The organism is Minwuia thermotolerans (assembly GCF_002924445.1).
In the GTDB taxonomy this organism is placed as follows: Bacteria; Pseudomonadota; Alphaproteobacteria; order Minwuiales; family Minwuiaceae; genus Minwuia; species Minwuia thermotolerans.
The window spans coordinates 126,385-151,403 of sequence record NZ_PIGG01000015.1; the positions used below are offsets into that span (position 1 = coordinate 126,385).

Genomic DNA, 25,019 nt, shown 5'->3' on the forward strand with positions numbered 1-25,019 from the left:
AGGTAGGATCATGGACAGACAGATCGAACGGATACAGACCGGCGTCCGCATGGAAAAGCGCCTGGTCAAGGTGCTGAAGGGCCTGGCGGAGCATCTCGACATCTCGCTCGGCGACCTGCTGGAAGGCGTCTGTCTGCACGCGATGGAGGGCAAGGCGCCCTTCTCCGACGCCACGCTGGCCAAGATCGCGCAGCTCAAGGACGTCTATGATCTCGACCTGGGGGCCGCGGACAGCCACCGCCTGAGCGAACCGGGACCGCGGCCATGAACCTCGACGCGGACGAACTGCTTGCGGCCTTCGAGGCGCGGGCGCTCGACAATCGCCGTTTCGGCCATGCCGAACACCTCGCCGTGGCCTGGGCCATGCTCCGCCGCGACGACTTCACCGACGCGGTCGCCCGCTATGGCGCCGGTATCCGCGCCCTTGCGGCGGCGGCCGGCGCGCCGGAGAAGTACAACGCCACCATCACCGTGGCCTTTCTCAGCCTGATCGCGGAGCGGATGCAGTCAGGCGGCCATGACAGCTTCGCCGCGTTCGCCGACGCCAATCCGGATCTGCTGACGAAGGACGCCGTATCCCGCCTCTATTCCGGCGCGCGGCTGGCCTCGCCGGCGGCAAGGACCGGATTCTTGCTGCCCGACCGGCCGCTCAGAACGGCTTCACGATCGCCATGATGACGATGACGATCAGGGCGACGGTCGGGATCTCGTTCATGATCCGGTAGAAATTGGCTGAGCGGCGGTTGCGGTCGACGGCGAAGTCCTTGCGCCAGGCCGAGAGCATGCCGTGCAGGCCGCTCATGACGATGACCAGCAGCAGTTTCACGTGCAGCCAGCCGTCGGCCATGGTCAGGAACTCGTTGGTGAAGCCGACATAGAGCATCAGCAGACCGAAGGTCCAGGTGGCGATCATCGCCGGATTCATGATGCCGCGCAGCAGGCGCCGCTCCATCACCTTGAAGGTCTCGGACTTGTCGGAGCCGGGCTCGGCGTCGGCGTGATAGACGTAGAGCCGGGGCAGGTAGAGCATGCCGGCCATCCAGGCGATCACCGCGAGCAGGTGCAGCGCCTTGAACCAGATGTAGTAGTCTTCCATTCACTCGGCCTTCCAGTTGCGGACCAGATCGGAGAGTTCGCCGACATGCTCGGGCGGGGTCTCCGGCACGATACCGTGGCCGAGGTTGAAGATGAACGGCCCTTTTGCAAGCGCCCGGAGAATGTCGCGCGCCGCCGCCCGCATGGGCTCCCCGCCCACCACCACCAGGCGCGGGTCCAGATTGCCCTGCACGGTCAGGTGCGGCTGCAGCCGTTCCGCCGCCCAGCGGGGATCGGTCGCCCAGTCGACCGAAAGCCCGGCGAGTCCCTCGATCTCGGCCGCACGTTCGGCCGCCGCGCCGATGCCGCGCGGAAAGCCGATCACCGGCACGTCGGGAAAGCTCTCGTGAATGTCGGCGACGATACGGCGGAGCGGCCCGAAGACCAGCGGCTCCAGCCAGGCGGCGGGCAGGGCGCCGGCCCAGGTGTCGAAGATCTGCACCACTTCGGCGCCGGCGCGGATCTGCTGCTTCAGATAGGCGCCGGTGGCTTCGGTCAGCACGTCGATCAGCCGTCCGAATCCTTCCCCGTCGGCAAAGGCCCAGCCCTTCACCGCCGCGTAATCCTTCGACGAGCCGCCTTCGACCATGTAGGTGGCGACCGTCCAGGGCGCGCCGGCGAAGCCGATCAGCGCGACGTCGGCGGGCAGGGAGTTCGACAGCCGCCCAACGGTCTCGTAGACCGGGCCCAGATGATCGTGCAGCCGGCCGGCATTCATCTCCGGGATATCCTCGGTGCGGGTCAGCGGCTCCAGCACCGGTCCCTCGCCGGCCCTGAAGGCGACCTCCCGGCCCAGCGCCTGGGGCAGCAGCAGGATGTCGGCGAACAGGATCGCCGCGTCCATTCCGAACCGCCGGATCGGCTGCAGCGTCACTTCCTCGGCCAGCTCCGGGTTGTAGCAGAGCTCCAGGAAGTCCCCGGCCTGTTCGCGCGTGGCGCGGTATTCGGGCAGGTAGCGGCCCGCCTGGCGCATGAACCAGAAGGGCGGCCGGTCTACCGGTTCGCCGGCGAGCGCCCGCAGCAAGCGTTTGTCAGTCATGGGGGACGTCGTTGTCCTGTGTTCTATGGATGGAGCGGCACGGTGGGGCTGGCGCCCTCGACGACAATGCCGCCGCGGTCGCCCACCGTCACGCTGCCATAGCGTTCCGCATAGACCGGAGGCAAGGGCCGCGCACCGGGCACGGCCAGCCAGAGGCGCAGCAGATGGCGCTTGCGCGCCGGTTCCGGCCAGTCTTCGTAGGCCAGCCGGTCATGCAGGATGGTGTGATTGTGCAGGAACTGCATGTCGCCCGGGCGGAACTCCATCTTCAGGTTCATCTCCGGATCGTTGGCCAGCCGGTCGAACTCATCCAGCGCCTCGATTTCCAGCGGCGTCAGACGCCGTGCATGGTCGAACTTCTGCGCCGAGGTGATGTAGCGCCGGGCGTAGATCGCCGAGAGATGACCCCGGTAATGATTGAATACCGGAATCTCGAAATACGGGCCCTTGCCCGGCGGGATCTCGCCCCGGCGGTCGGTCGGAAAGCTGTGGAAGAGCTGCGCCAGCAGGTCGGGCCGGCTCTCATACATCTCCCGGTAGATCGCCATGGAGCTGACGATCGCCGACTCGCCGCCTGTCCTGGCAGTCTTGAGACACAGCAGCCCGACGACATCGCAGCTGTCGGTATGGAAGGTCTGGCGCTCGGTCGTCTGATAGATGCGCACCCGCGGATCGTCCGTCGACAGGCCCAGGTCGCGCACATGGCCCAGCAGGTGACCGGCGGCGTTCTGGCTGCGCGGCGCGCCCATCAGCAGCCCCAGCCCGAAATATGCCGCGGCCGTCTTCTCGTGGGCCCATTCCCCGACCGGCATTCCACGGACCAGCAGGAAGCCCCGGCCCTCCAGCAGCTCATGCCGCCAGCCACCCACCAGCCGCTCCAGCGCCGGGTCGGCCATGTCCGCGGCCGTCATCTCGGCCAGCGGCCGTCCGCCCGCCAGAAACGCGTCCACCTTTCCTTCCAGGCGGGACAGCGTCTCCCTATCCATATGGCCGATCCAGTCGGTCCGGGCGCGCATTTCGCGTCCCGTCCAGACGCTCGGGCCCGAAGGGGGCTCCGGCAGGTCCTGGGTCGATGGCGGTTCGGGCTTTGCCGACATGGCTGGGACTCCTCCCCGGTCCGGTTTCTCTCTTTATCTTATATTATATATAGAATCTTGAAGTTGATGATGTTGTCCATGTGGATATCGGGGAGCGAATCCGTCCCCGATTCATGCACAGGCGCCGAGGTCAGGCCGACGGTTCATCCCCGGTCTTCACAGCGGTGGACGGAATCGCAGGCATGGTGACAGCAGCCTTGCCCGCGCCCTTCGTCCCCCGCGGGTCCGGCGCGGCGCCCGGTTGTCCTCCCTCCGGGTTGTCGGTGGGAGAACGCAACCGGTGGACGGCGCGATGCTGTATGGAACTGGACCTTGGCGGGACAGCCGTGCCAGCATGACGCCGTCATCCGTGATATCCACAGATCGACCCGACTTATCGACTCCGGCCTGCCTGCATGACCCGTTTCCATCTGCACCTCGTCTCCGACGCGACCGGCGAGACCCTCACCACGATCGTCAATGCGGCGGTGGTGCAGTTCGAGAACGCCCAGCCGGTCAAGCATCTCTGGCCGATGATCCGCAATCGGGCGCAGATCGCCAACGTGCTGGCGGGCATCGGGCAGGAGCCGGGGCTGGTCCTCTACACCCTGGTCGACGCGGAGGCCCGGGCGGCGCTGGAGGAGGGCTGCCGGCGTCTCGGCGTGCGCCACATCTCGGCTCTCGATACGGTGATGATGGGCCTGCACGAGTTCCTGGGCGAGGCGACGACCGGCCGGCCGGGCAGCCAGCACGAGATGAACCAGGAATATTTCGACCGCATCGAGGCGATGCACTACACGCTCTCCCACGATGACGGGCAGCAGGCGGCGGACCTGGACCGCGCCGATGTCGTGCTGGTCGGCGTCTCGCGCTCGTCGAAGACGCCGACGTCGATGTACCTGGCCAATCGCGGCCTGAAGGTCGCCAACGTGCCCTTCGTGCCGGGCGTCGCCCTGCCGCCCGAGCTGGAAAACCTGCGCCGGCCGCTGGTGGTCGGACTGACCACGGCGCCGGAGCGGCTCAGCCAGATCCGCCGCAACCGCCTGCTTTCGCTGAAGGACACGGCCGCCAGCGACTATGCCGATCAGGAGCGGGTGAAGGAGGAGCTGCTGGCCGCGCGGCGCGTCTTCGCCCGTCATGGCTGGCCGGTCATCGACGTGACGCGCAAGTCGATCGAGGAGACGGCGGCGGCCATATTGACACTCTACCAGCGCCGCGAAGGCGAACGCGCCTCATGACCATGCGTCTGGTGCTGGGTTCGGGCAGCGCGACGCGGCGCGCCATGCTGGAACAGGCCGGCCTCGTGTTCGAGATCGATCCGCCGCGGGTCGACGAGGACGCGGTAAAGGCAGGTTGGACCGGCGACGCGGCCTCTCTCGCCGCCGCGCTGGCCCGCGCCAAGGCGCTGGAGGTCTCGGCCCGCCAGCCTGGCGCGCTGGTGATCGGCGCCGACCAGGTGCTCGAACTCGACGGCGAGATCTTCTCCAAGCCGGGAAACCGCGATGGCGCCGCCGCCCACCTCCGCCGCTTGGCCGGCCGCACCCATGTGTTGAGGACGGCCATGGTCCTGGCGCGCGACGGGGCGGTCGTCTTCGAGACGCGGAGCGCGCCGGCGCTGACCATGCGGGCCTTGCCGGAGACGGTGATCGAAAGCTATCTGGAGGCCGCGCCGGAAAGCGTCTGGGCGACCGTGGGCGGCTACCAGGTCGAGGGTCCCGGCATCCGCCTGTTCGAGTGTATCGACGGCGGCTGGCACGATATTCTGGGTCTGCCCCTGCTTGTGCTGCTGGGCTGGCTGAGGGAGAACGCGGATGAGTGATGGCGCGCCCACTGGCGCCGCGAGAGTGGCCGGCGTCACCGGCTGGCCGGTCGAGCACAGCCTGTCGCCCAGGCTGCACGGCTTCTGGCTGCGCCGCCATGGCGTCGACGGCGTCTATGCGCCCTTTCCCGTCGCCGCGGCCGCATTCGAGACGGCGATCCGCGGTCTCGCGGCCGCCGGACTGTCGGGCGTCAACGTCACCGTGCCCCACAAGCGCCGCGCCTTCGAGATCGCCGACGAACTGGACGCGGCGGCCCGCGCCATCGGCGCGGTGAACACGCTGGTCTTCCGCGACGGCCGCATCCTCGGCCGCAATACCGATGCACCTGGCTTCATGGCCAATCTGCGCCAGCACGGCGTCGACCCCGCGGTAGGACCCGTTACCGTCATGGGCGCCGGGGGCGCCGCACGGGCGGCCCTACATGCGTTGGTTCAGGCGGGCGCGCCGGACATACGCCTGGTCAACAGGACACCCGAAAGCGCGAGGAAGCTGGCTGAAGAGTTCGGCAATACCGCCATCACAGTACAGCCCTACCCGGTTTCGCAGGCGGTTCTGAGCGATACGGCCCTTCTGGTCAACACCACATCCCTTGGTATGACCGGACAGGCGGCGCTGGATATAGACCTGACCCCGCTGCCCGCGCAGGCGGTGGTCCACGACATCGTCTATGTCCCGCTGGAGACGCCGCTGCTGGCGGCCGCGCGCGGGCGCGGGCTGAAGACGGTGGACGGGCTGGGCATGCTGCTCCATCAGGCGGCGCCGGCCTTCGAAGCGTTCTACGGCGTGCGCCCCGAGGTCGACGCGGCGCTGCGCCGACATCTGCTGGAGGTACTCTGAATGGTCTACGTGGTCGGTCTCACCGGCTCCATCGGCATGGGCAAGTCCACCGTCGCCGGGATGTTCCGCGACGAGGGCGTGCCGGTCTGGGATGCCGACGCCGCGGTGCACGAACTCTACAGCCCCGGCGGCGCGGCGGTGGAACCCGTCGGCGAACGCTTTCCCGGCGTCGTGGTCGACGGTGCGGTCGACCGCGAGAAGCTGAGCCACCGCGTCGTCGCCGACGACGAGGCGATCCGCGATCTGGAGGAGATCGTGCATCCGCTGGTGGGCCAGCACCGCCAGCGCTTCTTCGCCGAATGCGAGGCGGCGGGCCACGACATCGTCGTGGTCGATGTGCCCCTGCTGTTCGAGACCGGCGGCGAGGCGCGCATGGACGCCGTGGTGGTGGTCAGTGCCGGGGAAGATCAGCAGCGCGAGCGCGTGCTGGCGCGGCCGAACATGACCGAGGCGAAGTTCGAGGCGATCCTGGCCCGGCAGACCCCCGACCACGAGAAGCGCGAGCGCGCGCACCACGTCATCGACACCGCCGTGACGCACGATGAAACGACCGCCCAGGTGAAGGCGCTCGTGGCCGAACTGCGCCGCGAAGCGCAATCGCGGTGATGGCATCGGGCGGGTGGATGTAGTAGGCTTGGGCCCTACCGCCTGCCAGATATAGAGTACGGTGATGCGCGAGATCATCCTGGACACGGAAACCACGGGCCTGGACCCGAATGACGGCCACCGCATCGTCGAGATCGGCTGTCTGGAACTGGTCGACCGCGTCTGGACCGGGCGGACCTGGCAGCAATACGTCAATCCCGAACGCGCCATGACCGACGACGCCTATCGCGTGCACGGCATCTCCGACGCCGATCTGGCGGACAAGCCGAAGTTCGCCGAGATCGCCGAAGAATTCCTGGCCTTCGTCGACGGCGCCCCGATCGTCGCTCACAACGCCGCCTTCGACATGAAGTTCCTGAACTGGGAGCTGACCAAGATCGGCCGCGAGCCCCTGCCGATGGACCGGGTGGTCGACACCCTGGCCATCGCCCGCAAGCGCTTTCCGGGCGCGGCGAACAGCCTCGACGCGCTGTGCCGGCGTTTCGAGGTCGACAACACCGACCGCACGCTGCACGGGGCGCTGATCGATTCCCGGCTGCTGGCGGACGTCTACTACCACCTGGTGGGGGTCAAGCAGGCGGGCCTGACCTTCGGCGAGGACCAGGGCGAAGGCGCGGCGGGCCCGGCGCGGCGCTACCGCGCGCCCAGGCCGCATGCGCCGACCGAGGCCGAACTCGCGGCCCACGCCGCCTTTCTGGAGAGCCATGTCAGCGCGGCGATCTGGCTGAAAAACTGAGCCGCGCCGCGAATTCGATCTTGCGGCCCGGCCCGATCCGTGTATTAACAACGGACAGCCGCTGAAGCGACTTCACTCCAGAACCGGCCAATTCCCTGGCCGGCGCTTGATCCGGAAACTGCCGACACGATCTGGAACCTCAGCGGTCCGTCCGTCCGGACACCTGTTCAATCACATATTCCTGCGACCGGTACCCATGAACCTACGCGAATTGAAGGCGAAATCGCCCACCGAACTCCTCGAGATGGCCGAGGAGCTGGAGATCGAGAACGCGTCCACCATGCGCAAGCAGGACATGCAGTTCGCGATCCTGAAGCAGCTTGCCGAGGACGGTGAGGAAATCACCGGCGTCGGCGTGCTCGAAACCCTCTCCGACGGTTTCGGATTCCTGCGCTCGGCGGAGTCGAACTATCTGCCCGGCTCCGACGACATCTACGTCAGTCCCAACCAGATCCGCCGCTTCTCGCTCAGGACCGGCGACACGGTCGAGGGCGAGATCCGCTCGCCCAAGGACGGCGAGCGCTATTTCGCCCTGCTCAAGGTCGCCAAGATCAACTTCGAGGATCCGGAAGCGGTCCGCCACAAGGTCGCCTTCGACAATCTCACGCCCCTCTATCCCGACGAGCGGCTGCACATGGAGTTTGCGGATCCGACCAAGAAGGATCTTTCCAACCGGGTGATCGAGCTGGTCACCCCGATCGGCAAGGGCCAGCGCGCGCTGATCGTTGCGCCGCCGCGCACGGGCAAGACGGTGCTGATGCAGAACATCGCCCACGCCATCGAATCCAACCACCCTGACGTCTACCTGATCGTGCTGCTGATCGACGAACGGCCCGAGGAAGTCACCGACATGTCCCGCTCCGTGCAGGGCGAGGTGATCTCGTCGACCTTCGACGAGCCGGCGGCGCGCCACGTCCAGGTCGCGGAAATGGTGATCGAGAAGGCCAAGCGCCTGGTCGAGCACAAGCGCGACGTGGTCATCCTGCTGGACTCCATCACCCGCCTGGCGCGCGCCTACAACACCGTGGTGCCGTCGTCGGGCAAGGTGCTGACCGGCGGCGTGGATGCCAACGCCCTGCAGCGCCCGAAGCGCTTCTTCGGCGCCGCGCGCAATATCGAGGAAGGCGGCTCGCTGACCATCATCGCGACCGCCCTGATCGACACCGGCAGCCGCATGGACGAGGTGATCTTCGAGGAGTTCAAGGGCACCGGCAACTCCGAGATCATCCTGGACCGCAAGCTGGCCGACAAGCGCACCTTCCCGGCGATCGACATCACGCGCTCCGGCACCCGCAAGGAGGAGCTGCTGGTCGACAAGAGCACGCTGACGAAGATGTGGGTGCTGCGCCGCATCCTGCAGCCCATGGGCGTCACCGACGCCATGGAGTTCCTGCTCGGCAAGCTGAAGGACAGCAAGACCAACCAGGACTTCTTCGATTCGATGAACACCTGAAGAAACCGCGCTGCGCAGGATGGCGAAGGGCCGGCGGGGCGGGCGGCTCCAGGGGCGCCGGATTTGCGCCGCCCCGGGATGGCCCGGCTGGAGGCGTGGGCGGCTCGGTGATCGCCGGGTTGTCCCGGCCACTTGTCCACACAACCTGTCACCCCCGCCGCCGTGCGGGGGTCCGGAGCGGCTTCGCCGCAAGTCTATGGCCCTGACCGGATGCCCGCACAATGGCGGGCATGACGCCGAAGCAAAGCTGTCGTTCCATCCATCACAAGGATCGTCGCAGGCCGCACCGCCCGCTGCCGCGCCTGCCGGCGAAATCAGGAGCGCGGGCGCTCCACCCGGTCGATGCCGGGCTCGTGGCGCAGCGCGGCGATGATGTCGTTGAGATGGCGGACGTCGCGGACCTCGATATCGAGGGTCAGCACGGCGAAGTCCGACTGGCTCTTGGTCATGCGCAGGAAGACGATGTTGCCGTCGTGCTGGGCGATCACCGCGGTTGTGCGGCTCAGCATGCCCGGCCGGTTCACCATCTCCGCCTCGATCCGCCCGACATAGAGCTGCTCGTCTTCCGTATCGCCGGTCCAGGAGGTGTCCAGCCAGCGCTCCGGCATGTCCTGCACCAGCTCCAGGCTGCCGCAGTCGATGACGTGGATGTGGATGCCCCGGCCCTGATGGGCGATGCCGACGATGCGGTCGCCGGGCAGCGGGTGGCAGCAGTCTGAGAAGTGCACCGCGACCCCCGGCTGCAGCCCCCTGATCGGCAGCGCGCCTTCGCGGGCGGCGTCCGCCTTGCGCTTCGTGCGCCGGCGGCGTTTCTTCTCGGCCGGATAGATCTCGGCCAGCACGTCACGGGGCGCGACCACGCCCTCCCCGATCGCGGTGTAGAGATCGTCGATCGAGCCGAAGCCGAGGGTCAGCAGGGCCTTGCCGAGATCCTTCTCCCGGAAGCGGCGGCCGGCGCCGGCGAAGGTCGTGCGCAGCAGCCGCTTGCCGACGCTGAGATGTTCGGCGCGGGTCTTCTGGCGCAGCGTGCGCCGGATCGCGGCGCGGGCCTTGCCGGTGACGGCGACGCTTTCCCACGATGCCGGCGGGGTCTGTTCGCTGGAGGTCAGGATCTCCACCTGGTCGCCATTGCGCAGAATGGTGTGCAGCGCCTTGATCTGGCCGTTCACCTTCGCGCCGACGCAGGTATTGCCGAGATCGGTGTGCACCGCATAGGCGAAGTCGATCGGCGTCGCGCCCTGGGGCAGCTGGATCAGCCGGCCCTTGGGCGTGAAGCAGAACACCTGGTCGGCGTACATGTTCAGCTTGGTGTGCTCCAGGAACTCCCGGAAGCTGGCGGCGTCGTTGAGGATCTCCAGCAGCTCCTTGAGCCAGCGCTCCTCCTTCTGGGTCTGCAGGTCGTGGCCCTTGCCGCCGGTCTTGTAGCGCCAGTGGGCGGCGAGGCCGTATTCGGCGCGCTCGTGCATCTCGCGGGAGCGGATCTGGATTTCCGTGCGCATGCGCTCCGGGCCGATCACCACCGTGTGGATGGACTGGTAGTTGTTGCGCTTGGGCGTGGAGATGTAGTCGTCGAACTCGCCGGGCACCATCGGATAGGCCCGGTGGATGGCGCCCAGCGCCCGGTAGCAGTCCGCCGGATCGGTGACGATGACGCGGAAGCCGAAGACGTCGGCCAGCTGCTCGAAGCTGATCTTCTTCTGCTCCAGCTTGCGCCAGATGGAGAAGGGCCGTTTCTCGCGGCCGGTGACCTCGGCGCTCAGGCCGGCGGCGAACAGCTTCTGCGCCAATTCGGTCTTCATGCGCTGGATCAGGTCGCCGGCGTGGGCGCGCAGCTTCTGCAGCCGGCCCATCACCGTGTCGTAGGCATCCGGCTCCAGCACCTGGAAGGACAGGTCCTGCAGCTCGTCCTTGATCTCGTTCAGCCCAACCCGCTCCGCCAGCGGGGCGTAGATCTCCATCGTTTCCTGGGCGATGCGGCGGCGCTTGTCCGGCTTCAGATAGCCGATGGTGCGCATGTTGTGCAGCCGGTCGGCCAGCTTCACCATCAGCACCCGGATGTCGTCGGACATGGCCAGCAGCAGCTTGCGGAAGTTCTCCGCCTGCTGGGTCTCGTCGGAAACCAGCTCGACCTTGGACAGCTTGGTGACGCCGTCGACCAGCCGCGCCACTTCGTCGCCGAACAGGCCGGTGATCTCCTCGCGAGTGGCGAGAGTGTCCTCCAGCGTGTCGTGCAGCAGGGCGGTAACGATCGACTGGCTGTCGACGCGGTAGCGGGTCAGGATGCCCGCGACCTCCAGCGGATGGCTGATATAGGGGTCGCCCGAGGCGCGCTTCTGCGCCCCGTGGGCGCGCATGGCGAAGACATAGGCCTTGTTGATAAGGTCCTCGTCGGCCTCGGGGTCGTAGCCCCGGACCGTCTCCACCAGTTCCATCTGCCGCATCATGACGGCGAGTCTATCCTTGAATCGGCGGCCGGCGCAGCGCCGCCGGATGACCCGGGGCGGGCGTCAGCTCAACCCTCGGTGGATTCGCCCGCGGCCAGGGCGGCGAGTTCGCGCCGCATGCGCTCGGCGAGGTCGTCCTCCTCGGGCTCGTCGCGCTCGATGCGGCGCTGGTAGCTGGCGATGAGCTGTTCCATGAGGTCGTCCGGCGACAGCTTGTCGTCGGCGATCTCGCGCAGCGAGACGACAGGGTTCTTGTCGTTGTCGCGCTCGACCTTGATCTCCGCGCCATTGGAGATGCTGCGGGCGCGCTGGGCGGCGAGCAGCACGAGATCAAAGCGATTGTCGACCTTGTCGATGCAGTCTTCGACGGTAACGCGGGCCATGGGGCCTCCGTTGGATCATTCAGAATTCCCGAGAAGGGCGGATATTTAGCTGCCCGCGGCCCCGCTCGCAAGGTGTTTCTCGACCCGCGCCTCCAGCGGCTCGACGCCGCAGCGGTCGGCGGCCGCGATCATCTCGTCGATATGGCGTCCGCTGACCGGATGACGCCAGTCCGGCGCGATGTCCTTCAGCGGCAGCAGCACGAAGGCGCGCTCGCTCATGCGCGGGTGGGGCAGGGCGGCGATGCCGTGCTCGCCGCAGGCCCGGGCGCTGACGCCGTGAAAGGCGATCAGGTCCAGATCGATGCGCCGCGGCGCCCAGCGTTCGGTCCGCACCCGCCCGAAGGCCCATTCGACCTCGTGCAGCGTGCGCAGCAGTTCGTCCGGACCCAGTGCGGTCTCCAGCGCCGCCGCGCCGTTGACGTACCAGGGCTGGCCGCTGAGCGACGCGGGCCAGGGCGGGCTGGCGAACCAGCGCGAGCGGGCGCTGTGGCCGACGCCCCTCAGCGCCAGTTCGTCCAGCGCGGCCTCCAGCGTGCGCGCAGGCGCTCCGTGTTCCGGATGGGGCAGATTCGCCCCCAGGCCGATGATGATCAAACGGCTCTCCTTTCGCGGAAAAACGCCGGCTCCGCGGCAGTGGAAATCACTGGCATTCCCGCCCCCGCCAGCCTATGTCAGCACTAACTTTGAACATCGTCCCCGGCGTGTTCGTACGCGGCACCGCGGTGTCGTGATCGGGCCGCCGGGCCAGTGCATAGATCATTGAAGGGATTTTTGAAATGGCAGAGGTCGATCTGGGCATATACCCCACGGAAAAGGTCGCCATCTTCATCGACGGCGCCAATCTCTACGCCGCCGCGCGGACCCTGGGCTTCGACATCGACTACCGCAAGCTGCGCGCGCAATTCGCCCGCCAGGGCACCCTGGTCCGGGCCTTCTACTACACCGCGCTGATGGAGGATCAGGAGTATTCGCCGCTGCGGCCGCTGGTGGACTGGCTCGACTACAACGGCTTCACCATGGTGACCAAGCCCGCCAAGGAGTTCGTCGGCCAGGACGGCCGGCGCAAGGTCAAGGGCAACATGGATATCGAGCTGGCCGTCGACATGCTGGAGATGGCCGAATTCATCGACCACGCCATCCTGTTCTCCGGCGACGGCGACTTCCGCTCGGTGATGGAGGCGGTGCAGCGCAAGGGCCTGCGCTGCACGGTGGTCTCCACCATCAAGACGCAGCCGCCGATGATCGCCGACGAACTGCGCCGCCAGGCCGACCAGTTCGTCGACTTGGTCGACCTGCAGCCCCTGATCGCCCGCGAGGGCGGCCGCCCCGTGAGCAACCGCCGCGAGAACTTCAGCCAGCGGCACGGGAACGCCGCCGAGCCGGACTATGACGACAGCGACGACGAATTCGACGACCCGCTCGTCCGCTGATGGCGGCGCCCGAGGCGCATGAGCCGCCCGCGGACTGCCGGCGCTGCCCCCGTCTGGCGGCTTTCCGCGACGACAACCGGCGCGCCCATCCCGGCTTCCACAACGATCCCGTGCCGGCCTTCGGACCGCTGGACGCGCGGCTGCTGATCGTCGGCCTGGCGCCGGGGCTGAAGGGGGCCAACCGCACCGGCCGGCCCTTCACCGGCGACTATGCCGGGGATCTGCTCTACCCTTCCCTGATCGGGGCCGGTTTTGCCCGCGGCGAGTATGGCGCGCGGCCCGGCGACGGCCTGCGTCCGGAAGGCTGCCGCATCACCAACGCCGTGCGCTGCGTGCCGCCGCAGAACAAGCCGACGCCCGAGGAAACCCGTAGCTGCCGGCCCTTCCTGGAGGCCGAGATCGCGGCGATGGGGGAGCTCCGCGCGCTGCTGGCGCTGGGCCGCATCGCCCATGACGCCGTGCTCAGGACCTTCGGGCTGAAGCTCGCGGCCCATCCCTTCGGACACGGCGCCGTGCACGAGCTGCCGAACGGCCTGCTGCTGGCCGACAGCTATCACTGCTCGCGCTACAACGTGAACACGGGCCGGCTGACGCCGGCGATGTTCGAGGCCGTGCTGGCGGAGCTGAAGACGCGCCTCGGCTGAAACGGCGTTCTTCCTCCCCCTCGATGGGCGAGGGCCGGTGCGCTCCGGCGTCCTCCGCACCGCGGCAGCGGCGGCGCGGGACCCACGCCTGAGCCTCTCCGCCGGAGACGGCGCGCCCGGACCAGCTCCGGCATGGCTCCCGGATCGGACCTGTGGTCCGTCCAGGACTCGGGTGGCTCGGCCGCCCGCCTTCAGAACGCGGCGAAGGCTTCCTCGTCCAGCGCCATCAGGGTCGCCGCGCCGGCGCCCGCCTTGGCGGCGTGGGCGTGGACGTCGGGCAGCATGCGGTCCATGAAGAACCGCGCCGTCGCCAGCTTGGACTTGTAGAACTGCGCGTCGCCCTCGCCGGCGTTGAGCTTCTCCTGCGCCTTCTTCGCGATCTGCGCCCACATGAAGCCGATGGCGACCAGCGCCACGCAGCGCAGATAGTCCGTGGACGCCGCGCCGGCCTCGTCGGGATTGGCCATCATCTTCGGGCCCAGATCGGCGGTCGCCGACTGCAGCCTGGCGAAGGCCTTCGCCAGCGGCATGACATAGTGCTGCAGGGCGGCGTCGCCGGCGTTGTCCTGGATGAAGGCGTCGACGGGGTGGAAGAAGCGGCGCATCAGCCGGCCCATGCCCTCGGGCAGCTTGCGTCCGACCAGGTCCAGCGCCTGGATGCCGTTGGCGCCCTCGTAGATCTGGGCGATGCGGGCGTCGCGCACGAACTGCTCCATGCCCCATTCCTGGATATAGCCGTGGCCGCCATAGACCTGCATGGCGTCGACCGCGCATTCGAAACCCATGTCGGTGAGGTAGGCCTTGACCACCGGCGTGATGAAGGCGGCGAAATCGTCGGCCTTCGCCTTCTCCTCCGGGTCCGGGTGCTTCTCGGCGAAGTCGATCATCAGCCCGGTCCAGAGCGCCAGCGCCCGGGCGCCCTCGACGAAGGCCTTCTGCTTCATCAGCATGCGGCGGATGTCGGGGTGGACGATGATCGGGTCGGCGGGCTTGTCCTTCGCCTTCGCGCCGGTCAGCGAGCGGCCCTGGATACGGTCGATCGCATAGGACACGGCGTTCTGGTAGGCGACGGAGGCCTGGCTGAGGCCCTGGATGCCGACGCCGAGCCGGGCGGCGTTCATCATGGTGAACATGGCCCGCATGCCCTTGTGGGGCTCCCCGATCAGCCAGCCGGTTGCGCCGTCATAGTTCAGCACGCAGGTGGCGTTGCCGTGGATGCCCATCTTCTCCTCGATGGAGCCGCAGACGACGCCGTTGCGCGTGCCCGGATCGCCGTTTTCGTCGGGGATGAACTTGGGCACCAGGAACAGGCTGACGCCCTTGATGCCCTCCGGGCCGCCGGGAATCTTCGCCAGCACCAGGTGGATGATGTTCTCCGACATGTCGTGCTCGCCGGCGGAGATGAAGATCTTCTGGCCGGTGATCGCGAAGCTGCCGTCGTCCTGCGGCTCGGCCTTCGTGCGCATCATGCCGAGATCAGTGCCGCAGTGCGGCTCGGTCAGGTTCATGGTGCCGGTCCACTGTCCGGAGACCAGCTTCGGCAGATAGGTCTGCTTCTGCTCGTCCGAGCCCCAGTGGCGCAGCGCCTCGTAGGCGCCGTGGGTGAGGCCGGGATACATCGAGAAGGCCATGTTGGCCGAGGACGCCATCTCGGAGACCGCGAAGCCCAGCACGTGGGGCAGGCCCTGGCCGCCGAATTCCGGATCGGCGGTCAGACCGCCCCAGCCGGCCTCGACATAGGCCTTGTAGGCCTCCTTGAAGCCCTCCGGCGTTGTTACCGAGCCATCGTCATGGCGGGTGCAGCCCTGACGGTCGCCGATCTGGTTGAGGGGCTGGATCTCGTTCTCGAAGAACTTCGCGCCCTCCTCCAGGATCGCGTCCACCAGGTCCGGCGTCGCATCGGCGAAGCCGGGCAGGTTGGCATAGCGCTGCAGGTCGATGAACTCGTGCAGCAGGAACTTGAAGTCGTTCACGGGCGCCTGATACGTCGCCATTTCCTCGTCTCCCTGGTTCGCGCCTTCGCCGGGTCGTCATGCCCGCCTTGTGCGGGCATCCGGCAATCAAACAGTCTTGCGGCGACGCCGCACCGGACCCCCGCACAGGCCTGCCCCTGACCCCGTTCGGGGGGCGGGGGTGACACTGCGTGTCAGTTCCTGAGCGGGCGGTTCTTCGTCAGCATGTGCTCGATCCGCTGCAGCGTCTTCTCGTTGCGGATCAGCGTCATGAAGCCTTCCCGCTCCAGCTCCAGCAGCTTCTTCTCCGTCACCTCCTCGGTGATGTCGGTATCGCCGCCGGAAAGGACGCGGCCGACCTGCTCGGCGATCACCGTGTCGTACTCGGTCGCCTTGCCCTGCAGGTAGAAGCCCTCGACCGCCATCTTCATGGCCGCGAGCGCCGTCGGTCCCGGCAGGTTGACGACGATCGGCTCCGGCTGGGTGTAGTCCGCCGCCATCGCCAGCGCCTTCTTCTTCGCGTCGGCCAGCACGCGGCGGCGGTTCATGGTGATGCCGTCGCCCTCGCGCAGGATCTGCATGTCGCGGGCTTCCTGGGCGCTGGTGGCGACCTTGGCCGTGCTGATCGCCTCGAAGGCGGCCGAGAGGGCCGGCATGGGCCCGCCCGGGCGCTTCGTGTTGGTCATGTTGCGGATCGTCAGCTCCTTGCAGCCGCCCCAGCCGGGCAGCAGCCCGACGCCGACCTCGACCAGTCCGATATAGGTCTCGGCATGGGCCTGGATGGCGTCGGCGTGCAGGCAGACCTCGCAGCCGCCGCCCAGCGCCATGCCGGCGGGCGCGGCGACCACGGGGAAGGGGCTGTTCTTCAGCGCCTGCATGGCCTTCTGACCCTCGGCGACGCCGTTCTCGATCAGGGGCCACATGGCCGCGTTGGCGCCGAACAGCGCCACGCCGACATTGGCGCCGACGGAGAAATTGTCGGCGTCGTTGCCGACCACCAGCGCCCTGAAGCCGAGCTTGTCGATCTTCGCCGCCTGCCGGATCATCTCGATCGAGCCTTCGTCGAGGGCGTTCATCTTGGAGTGGAACTCGAGCACCGCGACCCCGTCGCCGGCGTCCCAGATCGAGGCGGAGGCGTTCGACTTCACCGGCTGCCGGCCGCGTTTGATGTCGGCCAGCATCCAGACGCCCTCGGGCAGGTCGACGTCGCGGTATTCGCCGTCGAAACCCAGGATGGAGAGCTTCTCGCCCTCCTCCCGGTAGAAGCTCCTGCCGCGCGCGGCCTCCAGCAGCGCCGGCACCGGCCGGCCCTCCCCGGCCAGCCTGTCGGCCAGCCAGCCCGCGTCGAGCATGTCGATCATCTCGAACGGGCCCCACTTCCAGGCGTAGCCCGTCTTCATCGCCAGATCGACGGAGCGGATGTCGGCGGCGATCTCCTCGGCCAGCGCCGCCGAATAGCTCAGCACGTGGCTGAGCACCGCCCAGGCGTACTGGCCGCCCTTGTCGGGATGCTCGACCAGGGCGCGGAGGCCCTTCTTCGCCGCCTTCGCGCTTTCGAAATCCGCCTTCTGCGTCGGGCGGTATTCGCCGCTGCGCAGGTCGATGGTCTCCTTGATGGTGCGGCCGTCCTGCCTGACGCGGCGGTAGAAGCCGCCCTTGCCCTTGCGGCCGGTATAGCCCTCCTCGATCATCTTCGCCGTCAGCTTCGTCAGCGGGTGATCCTGGCTGACGAAGTCGTGCAGCGGATCCTCGGCGGGCACCAGGTCGATCATGGAGGCAATGACGTGGGGGCCGAGGTCGATGCCGGTCAGGTCGCCCAGGCCGAAGATGCCGGTCTTGGGCACGCCCGTGGGCCGGCCGACGATGCTGTCCGCCTCCTCGACGGTCAGGCCCATGTCATAGGCCTGGCGGGTGGCGACCGTGGACCAGAAGATGCCGATGCGGTTGCCGATGAAGCCCGGCGTGTCCTTGCACTCGATGACTTCCTTGCCCAGCCGGACATCGCCGAATGCCTTCAGCGCGGCATAGGCGTCGTCGCGGGTCCGCGGCCCCTTCACCACCTCCAGCAGGCGCATGTAGCGCGGCGGGTTGAAGAAGTGGGTGATGGCGAAGTCCTGCGCGAAACCCTCGCCCAGCCCCTCGGTCAGCACCTCCAGCGGAATGGTCGAGGTGTTGGAGGTGACGACGGAGCCGGCCTTGCGCACCTTGTCGAGCCGCGCATAGAGGTCGCGCTTGATCTTCGGGTTCTCGACGATCGCCTCGCAGATCCAGTCGCAGTCGGCGACGAGATCGAGATTGTCCTCCAGATTGCCGGTCTCGATCAGCCGCGCGTTCTTCCTGTGCATGAACGGCGCGGGATTGGTCTTCAGCATGCGCTCCACGGCCGTCTTCGCGATGAAGGAGCGGTCGTCGGCGCCCTCGGGCACGATGTCCAGCAGCACGACCGGAATGCCGGCATTGGCGACATGGGCGGCGATGCCCGCGCCCATGACGCCGGCGCCGATGACGGCGACCTTGTTGATCTCCGTCATCTCAGCAGGCCTCCAGCACCGTCGCGATGCCCTGGCCGCCGCCGATGCACTGGGTGGCCAGCGCCAGCTCCTTGCCCTCGCGCTTCAGCAGCGCCGCGGCCTTGCCGGTGATGCGCGCGCCGGTGGCGCCCAGCGGATGGCCCAGCGCGATGGCGCCGCCGTCGAGGTTGGTCTTGCCGAAGTCGATCTCGGTCTCGCGCAGGACGGAGATCGCCTGGGCCGCGAAGGCCTCGTTGAGCTCGATGATGTCCAGGTCCTTGACGGTCAGGCCGGCGCGTTTCAGCGCCTTCTCCGTGGCCGGGACCGGGCCGATGCCCATGACCTCCGGCGCGCAGCCGGCGACGGCGACGGAGCGGATGCGGGCCAGCTTCTCCAGGCCGTTGGCGTCGGCGTATTCCTCGGAGCACACCAGCACCGCCGCGCAGCCGTCGGTCAGCGGCGAGGAGGTGCCGGCGGTTACCGTGCCCGACTGGTCGAACGCGGGCTTCAGTCCCTCCAGGTCGGTCTTGGTGGCGCCGGGGCGGATGCAGCCGTCGGCCTCGACGCGGTTGTTGCGGTCGGTGATGGCGACGATCTCGTCATCGAAGCGGCCGGCCTGCTGCGCCTCGGCGGCGCGCCTGTGGCTCTCGACGGCCATCTCCTCCTGCTCGTCGCGGGAGATGGAGAACTTCTTCGCCAGGTTCTCGGCGGTGATGCCCATGCCGATATAGGCTTCCGGATAGTTCTGGTACAGGCCCGGATGCGGCATCGGGTTGAAGCCCGGCATCGGCACGCGGGTCATGCTTTCCACGCCGGCGCAGATGAAGGCGTCGCCCGCGCCCATCTGGATGGCGCCGGCCGCCATGTGCACCGAGGTCATGGAGGAGCCGCAGAAGCGGTTGACGGTGGTGGCGCCGATCGACTGCGGCAGGCCGGCCAGGAAGCAGACCAGCCGCGCCACGTTCAGGCCCTGCTCGCCTTCGGGGAAGGCGCAGCCGAGGATCAGGTCCTCCAGGTCGTCGGGGTTGACGCCGGACTTCTCGACCAGCGCCTTGACCACCTGGGCCGCCGTCTCGTCGGGGCGGACCTTGGCCAGGCCGCCCTTGCTCGCGAAGGTGAAAGGCGAGCGCTGATAGCCCGCGATGACCACGTTCTTCATGATTTCTGTCGCTCCCGGTCGGGTTTCTTCTGGGCCGGCGGCCCCGGCCGTTCCTCCGGCCGGGCGCGCCAGCGGATCGCGTCGTCAGTCGGCGGCTTCCGCCGGCTGCTCCTCGGCCGGCAGGCCGCGTTCGGCCAGCCAGTCGCGGACGAACTTCATCTGTTCGTCCAGCTCCCGGATCGTCGCCTCGATGTCCTCGCGCTGCTGCACCAGGGCGGTCATGCGCTCGCGGGAGGCGGCGAGCAGCATCTGCGCCTGGGCCACCTGGCCGTCCCGCAGCTCGTAGAGGTTCAGCCAGTCGCGGATCTCCGCCAGGCTGAAGCCGAGCCGCTTGCCGCGCAGGATCAGCGCCAGCCGGGCCTTGTCGCGGCGGTCGTAGATACGCTGCAGGCCCTTGCGTTCCGGGCCGAGCAGCCCCTTGTCCTCATAGAAGCGGAGCGTCCGCGGGGTCACGTCGAATTCATCCGACAGCTCGCGGATGCTGTATCTTTCCGTATCGGTCATATTTGTGTAGTCTCTGCCTTGATCGCTGGCGCCCCGGGTCGGGGCCGGTTGCGCAGAGATGTAGTTGACGCTTACGTAAACGTCAACAACCATGGTCGCCCAGATTGTCGCATTCCGGAGGCTTCAGCTTGACGACGCATCCGACGTCATACCGCCAGTTCTGGCCCTTCTATCTGAACCAGCACAGCTTGCCCGCGACCCGCGGCATTCACTATGTCGGCACGACGCTGTCGATCCTGTTCCTGCTCGCCGCCGCGCTGACCCTGAACCCGTGGTATCTGCTGGCGGCGGTCGTGGCCGGCTACGCGCCGGCCTGGTTCGCGCACTTCTTCGTCGAGAAGAACCGCCCGGCGACCTTCCGCTATCCCTTCTGGTCGCTGGTCAGCGATTTCCGCATGTACTTCATGTGGCTGGCCGGCCGGCTGGGACCGGAGCTGAAGCGCGCCGGCTGTCACCCCGACCAGATGGACGAAACCCGCTCGGAAGCCGCCTGAGGCGGCTCCGGGCCCCCGATCCGTCTTTTCGCGGAAGCGGCACTCGCTCACCGTCTCACCCCCGTCCTGTGCGGGGGTCCGGAGCGGCTTCGCCGCGAGTCGGACGATTAACCGGATGCCCGCACGGAGGCGGGCATGACGACGAAGCGAAGCTGGCATTTCTTCGCTTGCCGAATTGGTCAGCCCACCGGCCGGGGGCCGGCGATGATCACCGCCGCGCCGGCGAGGCAGAGCGTCACGCCGATCAGGTCCCAGCGGTCGGGCCGCACTCCCTCGACCAGCCACAGCCAGGCCAGCGAGGCGGCGATGTAGACCCCGCCATAGGCGGCGTAGGCGCGGCCGGCCGCGGCGCTGTCGGCCAGGGTCAGCAGCCAGGCGAACAGGGCCAGCGAGACCAGGCCGGGACCGATCCACCAGACCGGCTTGTCCAGCTTCAGCCAGGCCCAGAAGGCGAAGCATCCGGCGATCTCGGCGATGGCGGCGCCCAGATAGGCGGCGGCGGTCTGCATGCGGCGTTCCTCCCGCTCCGTGGCCCGGCGCCACAGCGTTACACGATCCGGACCGCCGGGGGTATGCCCGGGAAAGGGCCTCGGCCGGCCAAGCGGCTTGACCCTCCGCGCCGCCTCGCGCCTACTTCCGGCCCATGGGATTCTACTTCGCGCAAGCGCTGACGGGCCTGGCCAGCGCCTCGTCTCTGTTTCTGGTCGCGGCCGGGCTCAGCCTGATTTTCGGCGTCACGCGCATCGTCAACTTCGCCCACGGCACGCTCTACATGCTGGGGGCCTATGTCGCCCTGGACATCATCGGCCTGTTCGGCAAGGAGGTGGGCTTCTGGCTCGCCCTGCCGCTGACGGCGCTGATCATCGCCGCGGTGGGCGGGCTGATCGAATTCACTGCGCTGCGCCGCGTCTACCGTGCGCCGGAGATGTTCCAGCTGGTCGCCACCTTCGCCATCGTGCTCATCCTGCAGGACGTGGCGCTGGCCATATGGGGTTCGGCCGACCGTTTCGGGCCGCGTGCGCCGGGTCTGGACAGCGTGGTGCGGATCTTCGGCGAGCCGGTGCCGGAATACGACCTGTTCCTGATCGCCATGGGGCCGCTGGCGCTGGGCGTGCTGTGGCTGGTGTTCGAACGCACGCGCTTCGGCGTCCTGGTCCGCGCCGCCACCCAGGACCGGGAGATGGCCGCGGCGCTGGGCGTCAACCAGGCGCGGCTGTTCACCGCCGTGTTCTGTCTCGGATCGGGGCTGGCGGGCCTGGGCGGCGCGCTGCAGATCCCGCGCGAATCGGTCGCCCAGGGCATGGATCTCGCCATCATCGCCGAAGTCTTCGTGGTCACCGTCGTAGGCGGCATGGGCTCGATCCTGGGCGCCTGGCTGGCCGCGGTGCTGATCGCCATGCTGAACGCCTTCGGCATCCTGATCCTGCCCGAGATCACGCTGATCGTCGCCTTCGCCGCCATGGCCGTGGTGCTTGTCATCCGCCCCTACGGTCTGCTGGGCCGGCCGCCGTCCGCGCCCGAGAGCCATCCGCCGCCCGAGGTGCGCATGGGCGCGCTGTCCGGGCGGGGCTGGCTCATCGTGCTGGCGGGCTTCGCGGTGCTGCCGCTGTTTGTCGGCGACTTCCTGGTGGTGCTGGCGACCGACATCGTCGTCCTTGGCGTCTTCGCCGCCAGCCTGCAGTTCCTGATGGGGCCGGGCGGCATGGTCAGTTTCGGCCACGCCGCCTATTTCGGCGCTGGGGCCTATGGCGCGGCCCTGCTCAGCCATCATTTCGGCGTCGGCATGATCGGCGGGCTGGCCGCGGCGCCGGTCGCGGCCGGTGTGGCTGCGCTGCTGTTCGGCTGGTTCTGCGTGCGCCTGACCGGGGTCTATCTGGCCATGCTGACGCTGGCGGCGGCGCAGATCGTCTGGGCCGCGGCGGTGCAGATGCAGGAATATACCGGCGGCGACGACGGCCTGACCGGCATCTGGCCGGCGTCCTGGGCTTCGTCGAACGACGCCTACTACTATCTCGCCCTCGCCGGCGGCGTGATCGTGGTGGCGATCCTGCGCCGGGCGGCGAGCGCGCCTTTCGGCATGGCGCTGCGCGCCGGGCGCGACGCCCCGCTCCGCGCCGAGGCGATCGGCGTCGACGTCCGCCGCCAGAAATGGTTCGCCTTCACGCTGGCGGGGATGCTGGCGGGTCTGGCCGGCGGCATGTTCGTCTATCAGAAAGGCAGCGTCTTCCCCGACGCCGCGGCGATCCCGCAATCCATCGACGCGCTGGTCGTCGTCCTGCTGGGCGGCGTCGACCATCTGGTCGGCGCGCTGATCGGCGCCGGCACCTTCCGCTATCTCGAGGACTCGCTGAACCAGTTCCAGTTCTGGCGCGCCTTCCTGGGCGGGCTGATCCTGCTGATCGCCATCGCCGCGCCGGGCGGCATGACCGGGCTCTACCCGCAGCTGACCGGGCTGGCCAGGCGCCTGCGGCGGCGGCCGGCGGCATGAGCGCGCTGCTGGAAGTCATCGATCTGGCCCGGTCGTTCGGCGGCGTGGCCGCCGTCGATGGCGTCGGCTTCCGCGTCGGGGCGGGCGAGCGCGTGGCCCTGATCGGCCCGAACGGCGCAGGAAAGACCACCTGTTTCAACCTTCTGAACGGCCAATTGAAGGCTGATCGGGGCGAAGTACGCCTTGACGGACGGGTGATCACCGGGCGCAAGCCACGCGAGCTGGTCCGCCTGGGCATCGGCCGCACCTTCCAGATCGCCCAGAGCTTCCAGTCCATGACCGTGGGCGAGGCGGCGGGCACGGCGCTGGCGGTGGCCGACGGGCGCATGTACTCCTTCAGCCGCCGGCCCGCCGACCGGGAGCGCGTGCTGGATCTGCTCCGCCGCGTCGAGCTGGCCGGCGCGATCGACCGGCCGGTGACGGCGCTGCCCTATGGCGACGTGAAGCGCCTCGACCTGGCGCTGGCGCTGTCGGGCGAGCCGAAGATCCTGTTCATGGACGAACCGACGGCGGGCATGGCCGCGGGCGAACGCGCGGCGCTGATGGACCGGGTCAGCCGCATCGTCGCCGAAGAGGGCGTGGCGCTGCTGTTCACCGAGCACGACATGGACGCCGTCTTCGGCCATGCCGACCGGGTCATGGTCATGGCCGGCGGGCGGCTGATCGCCGAGGGCGCGGTCGACGAGATCCGGGCCGATCCGGAAGTCCGCCGGGTCTATCTGGGCAAGGCCGCCGATGCTTGAAGTCTCCAATCTCACCGCCGGTTACGGCCCGGCCACCGTGATCCACGGCATCTCCTTCGCGATCGCGCGCGGCGAGGCAGTGGCCGCGCTGGGCCGCAACGGCGCGGGCAAGTCCACCACCATCAAGGCGCTGGTCGGCATGGTGCGCCGCGCCGCGGAGACACTGCGCTTCGACGGCACGGACATCTCGCGCATGGCGCCGCAGCGGATCGCCCGGCTGGGCCTTGGCTACGTGCCCGAGGAGCGGCGGGTCTTCCCCGAACTGACCGTCGCCGAGAACCTGGAAGTCGGCCGTCAGGCCCCGCGCGAGGGCGCGCCGCACTGGCCGGCGGAGAAGCTCTACGAGCTTTTTCCCGAGCTCGGCCGCATGCAGGGCCGGCGCGCCGGCCGCATGTCCGGCGGCGAGCAGCAGATGCTGACCATCGCGCGGACGCTGGCCGGCAATCCGAAGCTGCTGCTGCTGGACGAGCCGGCCGAGGGCCTGGCGCCGGTGGTGCTGGAGCGCATCGTGGAGACGGTGAAGACGCTGAAGGCGGAGGGGCTGACGCTGCTGATCGCCGAACAGAATCTCGGCTTCGCCGCCGAGATCGCCGAACGCTGCCTGGTGATCGAGAACGGCGCCCTGGCCCATGAGGGCGCGATGGCCGGCTTCATGGCCGACGCCGAACTGCGCCGGCGCTACCTGGCCGTCTGAACGCCGGGACGCTTCGGATGGAGTCCGAAACGCCGTAGAATAGGGCGGATTCAACGCAGGGGAGGAACAGCAACCATGACGCAGGAAATCGATCTTTCGGGGCGGGTGGCCCTGGTGACGGGCGCGGGCTCGGGCATCGGCCGCAAGGCCGCGACGGTGCTGGCCGGGGCCGGCGCGGCGGTCGCCTGCACCGACATCAAGGCGGCCACCGCGCAGGAGACGGCGCGCATGATCGAGGGGCAGGGCGGCCGGGCGATCTCGCTGACCCATGACGTGGTCGACGAGGACCAGTGGGCCGACGCCGTGACGGCGACCCTCGAAGCCTTCGGCGGACTCCACATCATGGTCAACAATGCCGGCATCGAGCTGGTGAAGACCATCGCCGACATCTCCGTGGACGATTTCCGCCGCGTCATGGACATCAACGTCCTGGGCGTGTTCCTCGGCATCAAGGCCTGTGCCGGAGCGATCCACGACTCGGGCGGCGGCTCGATCGTCAACCTCTCCTCGGTGGCCGGGCTGATCGGCGCGCCGCGCCAGGCGGCCTACTGCGCGTCCAAGGGCGCGGTCCGGCTGATGACCAAGGCCACGGCGCTGGAACTGGCCGGGCAGGGCAAGAAGGTGCGGGTCAACTCGGTCCATCCCGGCATCATCGAGACGCCGATGATGCAGGACCTGATCGACGGCGTGCCGCCGGAGGAGCGGGAGGCGCGTATCCGCCAGATGCACAGCCGTCACCCGATCGGGCGGCTGGGCCAGCCCCTCGACATCGCCAACGCGATCCTGTTCCTCGCCTCCGACCTTTCGGAATTCATGACCGGTTCGGAGGTCGTGGTCGACGGCGGCCTGACCGCGAACTAGCCAGGTTCCGGAAGGGGGAGGGCAGGGAGGGGGATGAACGCGATCGGTTCA

26 protein-coding genes are annotated in these 25,019 nt (G+C 68.4%); 15 read left to right on the forward strand and 11 right to left on the reverse strand.

The features are described 5' to 3' along the window. Positions 1–10: 10 nt before the first annotated feature. Together CWC60_RS03765 and CWC60_RS03770 are read left to right on the forward strand one after the other, a co-directional pair. Positions 11–268 carry a hypothetical protein gene (locus CWC60_RS03765; RefSeq protein WP_109792670.1) on the forward strand — a complete coding sequence of 86 codons (258 nt, stop codon included), beginning with the start codon at positions 11–13 and terminating at the stop codon, positions 266–268. Continuing rightward, complete coding sequence (locus CWC60_RS03770) at positions 265–675, forward strand: hypothetical protein (protein ID WP_109792671.1); 411 nt, start codon at positions 265–267, stop codon at positions 673–675. The genes CWC60_RS03765 and CWC60_RS03770 overlap by 4 nt, the downstream gene beginning before the upstream one ends. On the opposite strand, the gene hemJ is transcribed toward CWC60_RS03770, so the two are convergent. The 3 genes from hemJ to CWC60_RS03785 are packed head-to-tail and all read right to left on the reverse strand — an operon-like array spanning position 650 to position 3,231. Then, positions 650–1,096 carry a protoporphyrinogen oxidase HemJ gene (hemJ, locus tag CWC60_RS03775; RefSeq protein WP_109792672.1) on the reverse strand — a complete coding sequence of 149 codons (447 nt, stop codon included), beginning with the start codon at positions 1,094–1,096 and terminating at the stop codon, positions 650–652. The two genes, CWC60_RS03770 and hemJ, sit on opposite strands and share 26 nt — an antisense overlap. Further along, a complete protein-coding gene (gene hemE / locus CWC60_RS03780; protein WP_109792673.1) occupies positions 1,097–2,134 on the reverse strand; it encodes a uroporphyrinogen decarboxylase in 1,038 nt (345 codons plus the stop codon). Positions 2,135–2,157: 23 nt separating this feature from the next. Further along, complete coding sequence (locus CWC60_RS03785; RefSeq protein WP_109792674.1) at positions 2,158–3,231, reverse strand: TauD/TfdA family dioxygenase; 1,074 nt, start codon at positions 3,229–3,231, stop codon at positions 2,158–2,160. A 395-nt stretch (positions 3,232–3,626) separates the two neighbouring features. Between CWC60_RS03785 and CWC60_RS03790 the strand changes: the two genes are divergently transcribed. The 6 genes from CWC60_RS03790 (at position 3,627) to rho (ending at position 8,662) form a co-directional block, all read left to right on the forward strand. Next, entirely contained in the window at positions 3,627–4,448 is an 822-nt protein-coding gene (locus CWC60_RS03790) for a pyruvate, water dikinase regulatory protein (protein ID WP_109792675.1), read from the forward strand. Next, positions 4,445–5,029, forward strand: coding sequence for a Maf family protein (locus CWC60_RS03795; protein WP_206419753.1), 585 nt, complete (start codon positions 4,445–4,447; stop codon positions 5,027–5,029). The genes CWC60_RS03790 and CWC60_RS03795 overlap by 4 nt, the downstream gene beginning before the upstream one ends. Further along, positions 5,022–5,867, forward strand: a complete 846-nt coding sequence (locus CWC60_RS03800) for a shikimate dehydrogenase (protein ID WP_109792676.1) — start codon at positions 5,022–5,024, stop codon at positions 5,865–5,867. Before CWC60_RS03795 ends, CWC60_RS03800 begins: the two co-directional genes overlap by 8 nt. Continuing rightward, positions 5,868–6,473 (forward strand): dephospho-CoA kinase, encoded by a 606-nt coding sequence (coaE, locus tag CWC60_RS03805; RefSeq protein WP_109792677.1) that lies wholly within the window; start codon positions 5,868–5,870, stop codon positions 6,471–6,473. Positions 6,474–6,537: 64 nt separating this feature from the next. Further along, positions 6,538–7,209, forward strand: coding sequence for a DNA polymerase III subunit epsilon (gene dnaQ / locus CWC60_RS03810; protein ID WP_109792678.1), 672 nt, complete (start codon positions 6,538–6,540; stop codon positions 7,207–7,209). 196 nt (positions 7,210–7,405) lie between these two features. Beyond that, positions 7,406–8,662, forward strand: coding sequence for a transcription termination factor Rho (gene rho / locus CWC60_RS03815; protein ID WP_109792679.1), 1,257 nt, complete (start codon positions 7,406–7,408; stop codon positions 8,660–8,662). Between the two features lie 314 nt (positions 8,663–8,976). Here the strand turns inward: rho and CWC60_RS03820 are convergent, their stop codons facing one another. From CWC60_RS03820 to folK, 3 genes are all read right to left on the reverse strand, one after another. Next, positions 8,977–11,106: a RelA/SpoT family protein gene (locus CWC60_RS03820; RefSeq protein WP_109792680.1), complete on the reverse strand. Its 2,130-nt coding sequence runs from the start codon at positions 11,104–11,106 to the stop codon at positions 8,977–8,979. Between the two features lie 68 nt (positions 11,107–11,174). Continuing rightward, positions 11,175–11,489 (reverse strand): DNA-directed RNA polymerase subunit omega, encoded by a 315-nt coding sequence (gene rpoZ, locus CWC60_RS24335; protein ID WP_109792681.1) that lies wholly within the window; start codon positions 11,487–11,489, stop codon positions 11,175–11,177. Between the two features lie 45 nt (positions 11,490–11,534). Next, positions 11,535–12,083: a 2-amino-4-hydroxy-6-hydroxymethyldihydropteridine diphosphokinase gene (gene folK / locus CWC60_RS03830; RefSeq protein WP_109792682.1), complete on the reverse strand. Its 549-nt coding sequence runs from the start codon at positions 12,081–12,083 to the stop codon at positions 11,535–11,537. Positions 12,084–12,265: 182 nt separating this feature from the next. On the opposite strand from folK, the gene CWC60_RS03835 reads away from it, so the two are divergent. Both CWC60_RS03835 and CWC60_RS03840 read left to right on the forward strand, forming a co-directional pair. After that, positions 12,266–12,919, forward strand: a complete 654-nt coding sequence (locus CWC60_RS03835; protein ID WP_109792683.1) for a LabA-like NYN domain-containing protein — start codon at positions 12,266–12,268, stop codon at positions 12,917–12,919. Beyond that, positions 12,919–13,563 carry a uracil-DNA glycosylase gene (locus CWC60_RS03840; RefSeq protein ID WP_109792684.1) on the forward strand — a complete coding sequence of 215 codons (645 nt, stop codon included), beginning with the start codon at positions 12,919–12,921 and terminating at the stop codon, positions 13,561–13,563. The genes CWC60_RS03835 and CWC60_RS03840 overlap by 1 nt, the downstream gene beginning before the upstream one ends. A 191-nt stretch (positions 13,564–13,754) precedes the next feature. Here the strand turns inward: CWC60_RS03840 and CWC60_RS03845 are convergent, their stop codons facing one another. From CWC60_RS03845 to CWC60_RS03860, 4 genes are all read right to left on the reverse strand, one after another. Further along, positions 13,755–15,557 carry an acyl-CoA dehydrogenase C-terminal domain-containing protein gene (locus tag CWC60_RS03845; protein ID WP_109792685.1) on the reverse strand — a complete coding sequence of 601 codons (1,803 nt, stop codon included), beginning with the start codon at positions 15,555–15,557 and terminating at the stop codon, positions 13,755–13,757. A gap of 152 nt (positions 15,558–15,709) precedes the next feature. Continuing rightward, positions 15,710–18,046, reverse strand: a complete 2,337-nt coding sequence (locus CWC60_RS03850) for a 3-hydroxyacyl-CoA dehydrogenase/enoyl-CoA hydratase family protein (protein ID WP_109792686.1) — start codon at positions 18,044–18,046, stop codon at positions 15,710–15,712. Between the two features lies 1 nt (position 18,047). Further along, complete coding sequence (locus tag CWC60_RS03855) at positions 18,048–19,184, reverse strand: thiolase family protein (RefSeq protein WP_109792687.1); 1,137 nt, start codon at positions 19,182–19,184, stop codon at positions 18,048–18,050. Positions 19,185–19,268: 84 nt separating this feature from the next. After that, positions 19,269–19,688 (reverse strand): MerR family transcriptional regulator, encoded by a 420-nt coding sequence (locus CWC60_RS03860; protein WP_109792688.1) that lies wholly within the window; start codon positions 19,686–19,688, stop codon positions 19,269–19,271. A gap of 128 nt (positions 19,689–19,816) precedes the next feature. Between CWC60_RS03860 and CWC60_RS03865 the strand changes: the two genes are divergently transcribed. After that, positions 19,817–20,182 carry an Mpo1-like protein gene (locus CWC60_RS03865; RefSeq protein WP_109792689.1) on the forward strand — a complete coding sequence of 122 codons (366 nt, stop codon included), beginning with the start codon at positions 19,817–19,819 and terminating at the stop codon, positions 20,180–20,182. 179 nt (positions 20,183–20,361) lie between these two features. Here CWC60_RS03865 and CWC60_RS03870 read toward each other — a convergent pair whose 3' ends face one another. Then, positions 20,362–20,691, reverse strand: coding sequence for a YnfA family protein (locus tag CWC60_RS03870; protein ID WP_109792690.1), 330 nt, complete (start codon positions 20,689–20,691; stop codon positions 20,362–20,364). Between the two features lie 134 nt (positions 20,692–20,825). On the opposite strand from CWC60_RS03870, the gene CWC60_RS03875 reads away from it, so the two are divergent. From CWC60_RS03875 to CWC60_RS03890, 4 genes are all read left to right on the forward strand, one after another. Continuing rightward, positions 20,826–22,670, forward strand: coding sequence for an ABC transporter permease (locus tag CWC60_RS03875; protein WP_109792691.1), 1,845 nt, complete (start codon positions 20,826–20,828; stop codon positions 22,668–22,670). Then, complete coding sequence (locus CWC60_RS03880) at positions 22,667–23,413, forward strand: ABC transporter ATP-binding protein (RefSeq protein ID WP_109792692.1); 747 nt, start codon at positions 22,667–22,669, stop codon at positions 23,411–23,413. Before CWC60_RS03875 ends, CWC60_RS03880 begins: the two co-directional genes overlap by 4 nt. Next, positions 23,406–24,107, forward strand: coding sequence for an ABC transporter ATP-binding protein (locus tag CWC60_RS03885; protein ID WP_109792693.1), 702 nt, complete (start codon positions 23,406–23,408; stop codon positions 24,105–24,107). Before CWC60_RS03880 ends, CWC60_RS03885 begins: the two co-directional genes overlap by 8 nt. 75 nt (positions 24,108–24,182) lie before the next feature. After that, complete coding sequence (locus tag CWC60_RS03890) at positions 24,183–24,968, forward strand: SDR family NAD(P)-dependent oxidoreductase (RefSeq protein ID WP_109792694.1); 786 nt, start codon at positions 24,183–24,185, stop codon at positions 24,966–24,968. The last annotated feature ends 51 nt before the right edge of the window (positions 24,969–25,019 follow it).

Coding starts and splice junctions, on each gene's coding strand:
- CWC60_RS03860 (WP_109792688.1), bottom strand. CDS start 19,688: ATGACCGATACGGAAAGATACAGCATCCGCGAGCTGTCGGATGAATTC.
- CWC60_RS03845 (WP_109792685.1), bottom strand. CDS start 15,557: ATGGCGACGTATCAGGCGCCCGTGAACGACTTCAAGTTCCTGCTGCAC.
- CWC60_RS03885 (WP_109792693.1), top strand. CDS start 23,406: ATGCTTGAAGTCTCCAATCTCACCGCCGGTTACGGCCCGGCCACCGTG.
- CWC60_RS03800 (WP_109792676.1), top strand. CDS start 5,022: ATGAGTGATGGCGCGCCCACTGGCGCCGCGAGAGTGGCCGGCGTCACC.
- CWC60_RS03785 (WP_109792674.1), bottom strand. CDS start 3,231: ATGTCGGCAAAGCCCGAACCGCCATCGACCCAGGACCTGCCGGAGCCC.
- dnaQ (WP_109792678.1), top strand. CDS start 6,538: ATGCGCGAGATCATCCTGGACACGGAAACCACGGGCCTGGACCCGAAT.
- hemJ (WP_109792672.1), bottom strand. CDS start 1,096: ATGGAAGACTACTACATCTGGTTCAAGGCGCTGCACCTGCTCGCGGTG.
- CWC60_RS03835 (WP_109792683.1), top strand. CDS start 12,266: ATGGCAGAGGTCGATCTGGGCATATACCCCACGGAAAAGGTCGCCATC.
- CWC60_RS03765 (WP_109792670.1), top strand. CDS start 11: ATGGACAGACAGATCGAACGGATACAGACCGGCGTCCGCATGGAAAAG.
- hemE (WP_109792673.1), bottom strand. CDS start 2,134: ATGACTGACAAACGCTTGCTGCGGGCGCTCGCCGGCGAACCGGTAGAC.
- CWC60_RS03795 (WP_206419753.1), top strand. CDS start 4,445: ATGACCATGCGTCTGGTGCTGGGTTCGGGCAGCGCGACGCGGCGCGCC.
- CWC60_RS03790 (WP_109792675.1), top strand. CDS start 3,627: ATGACCCGTTTCCATCTGCACCTCGTCTCCGACGCGACCGGCGAGACC.
- CWC60_RS03870 (WP_109792690.1), bottom strand. CDS start 20,691: ATGCAGACCGCCGCCGCCTATCTGGGCGCCGCCATCGCCGAGATCGCC.
- CWC60_RS03850 (WP_109792686.1), bottom strand. CDS start 18,046: ATGACGGAGATCAACAAGGTCGCCGTCATCGGCGCCGGCGTCATGGGC.
- CWC60_RS03840 (WP_109792684.1), top strand. CDS start 12,919: ATGGCGGCGCCCGAGGCGCATGAGCCGCCCGCGGACTGCCGGCGCTGC.
- coaE (WP_109792677.1), top strand. CDS start 5,868: ATGGTCTACGTGGTCGGTCTCACCGGCTCCATCGGCATGGGCAAGTCC.
- CWC60_RS03820 (WP_109792680.1), bottom strand. CDS start 11,106: ATGATGCGGCAGATGGAACTGGTGGAGACGGTCCGGGGCTACGACCCC.
- rpoZ (WP_109792681.1), bottom strand. CDS start 11,489: ATGGCCCGCGTTACCGTCGAAGACTGCATCGACAAGGTCGACAATCGC.
- CWC60_RS03890 (WP_109792694.1), top strand. CDS start 24,183: ATGACGCAGGAAATCGATCTTTCGGGGCGGGTGGCCCTGGTGACGGGC.
- CWC60_RS03875 (WP_109792691.1), top strand. CDS start 20,826: ATGGGATTCTACTTCGCGCAAGCGCTGACGGGCCTGGCCAGCGCCTCG.
- CWC60_RS03880 (WP_109792692.1), top strand. CDS start 22,667: ATGAGCGCGCTGCTGGAAGTCATCGATCTGGCCCGGTCGTTCGGCGGC.
- rho (WP_109792679.1), top strand. CDS start 7,406: ATGAACCTACGCGAATTGAAGGCGAAATCGCCCACCGAACTCCTCGAG.
- CWC60_RS03770 (WP_109792671.1), top strand. CDS start 265: ATGAACCTCGACGCGGACGAACTGCTTGCGGCCTTCGAGGCGCGGGCG.
- CWC60_RS03855 (WP_109792687.1), bottom strand. CDS start 19,184: ATGAAGAACGTGGTCATCGCGGGCTATCAGCGCTCGCCTTTCACCTTC.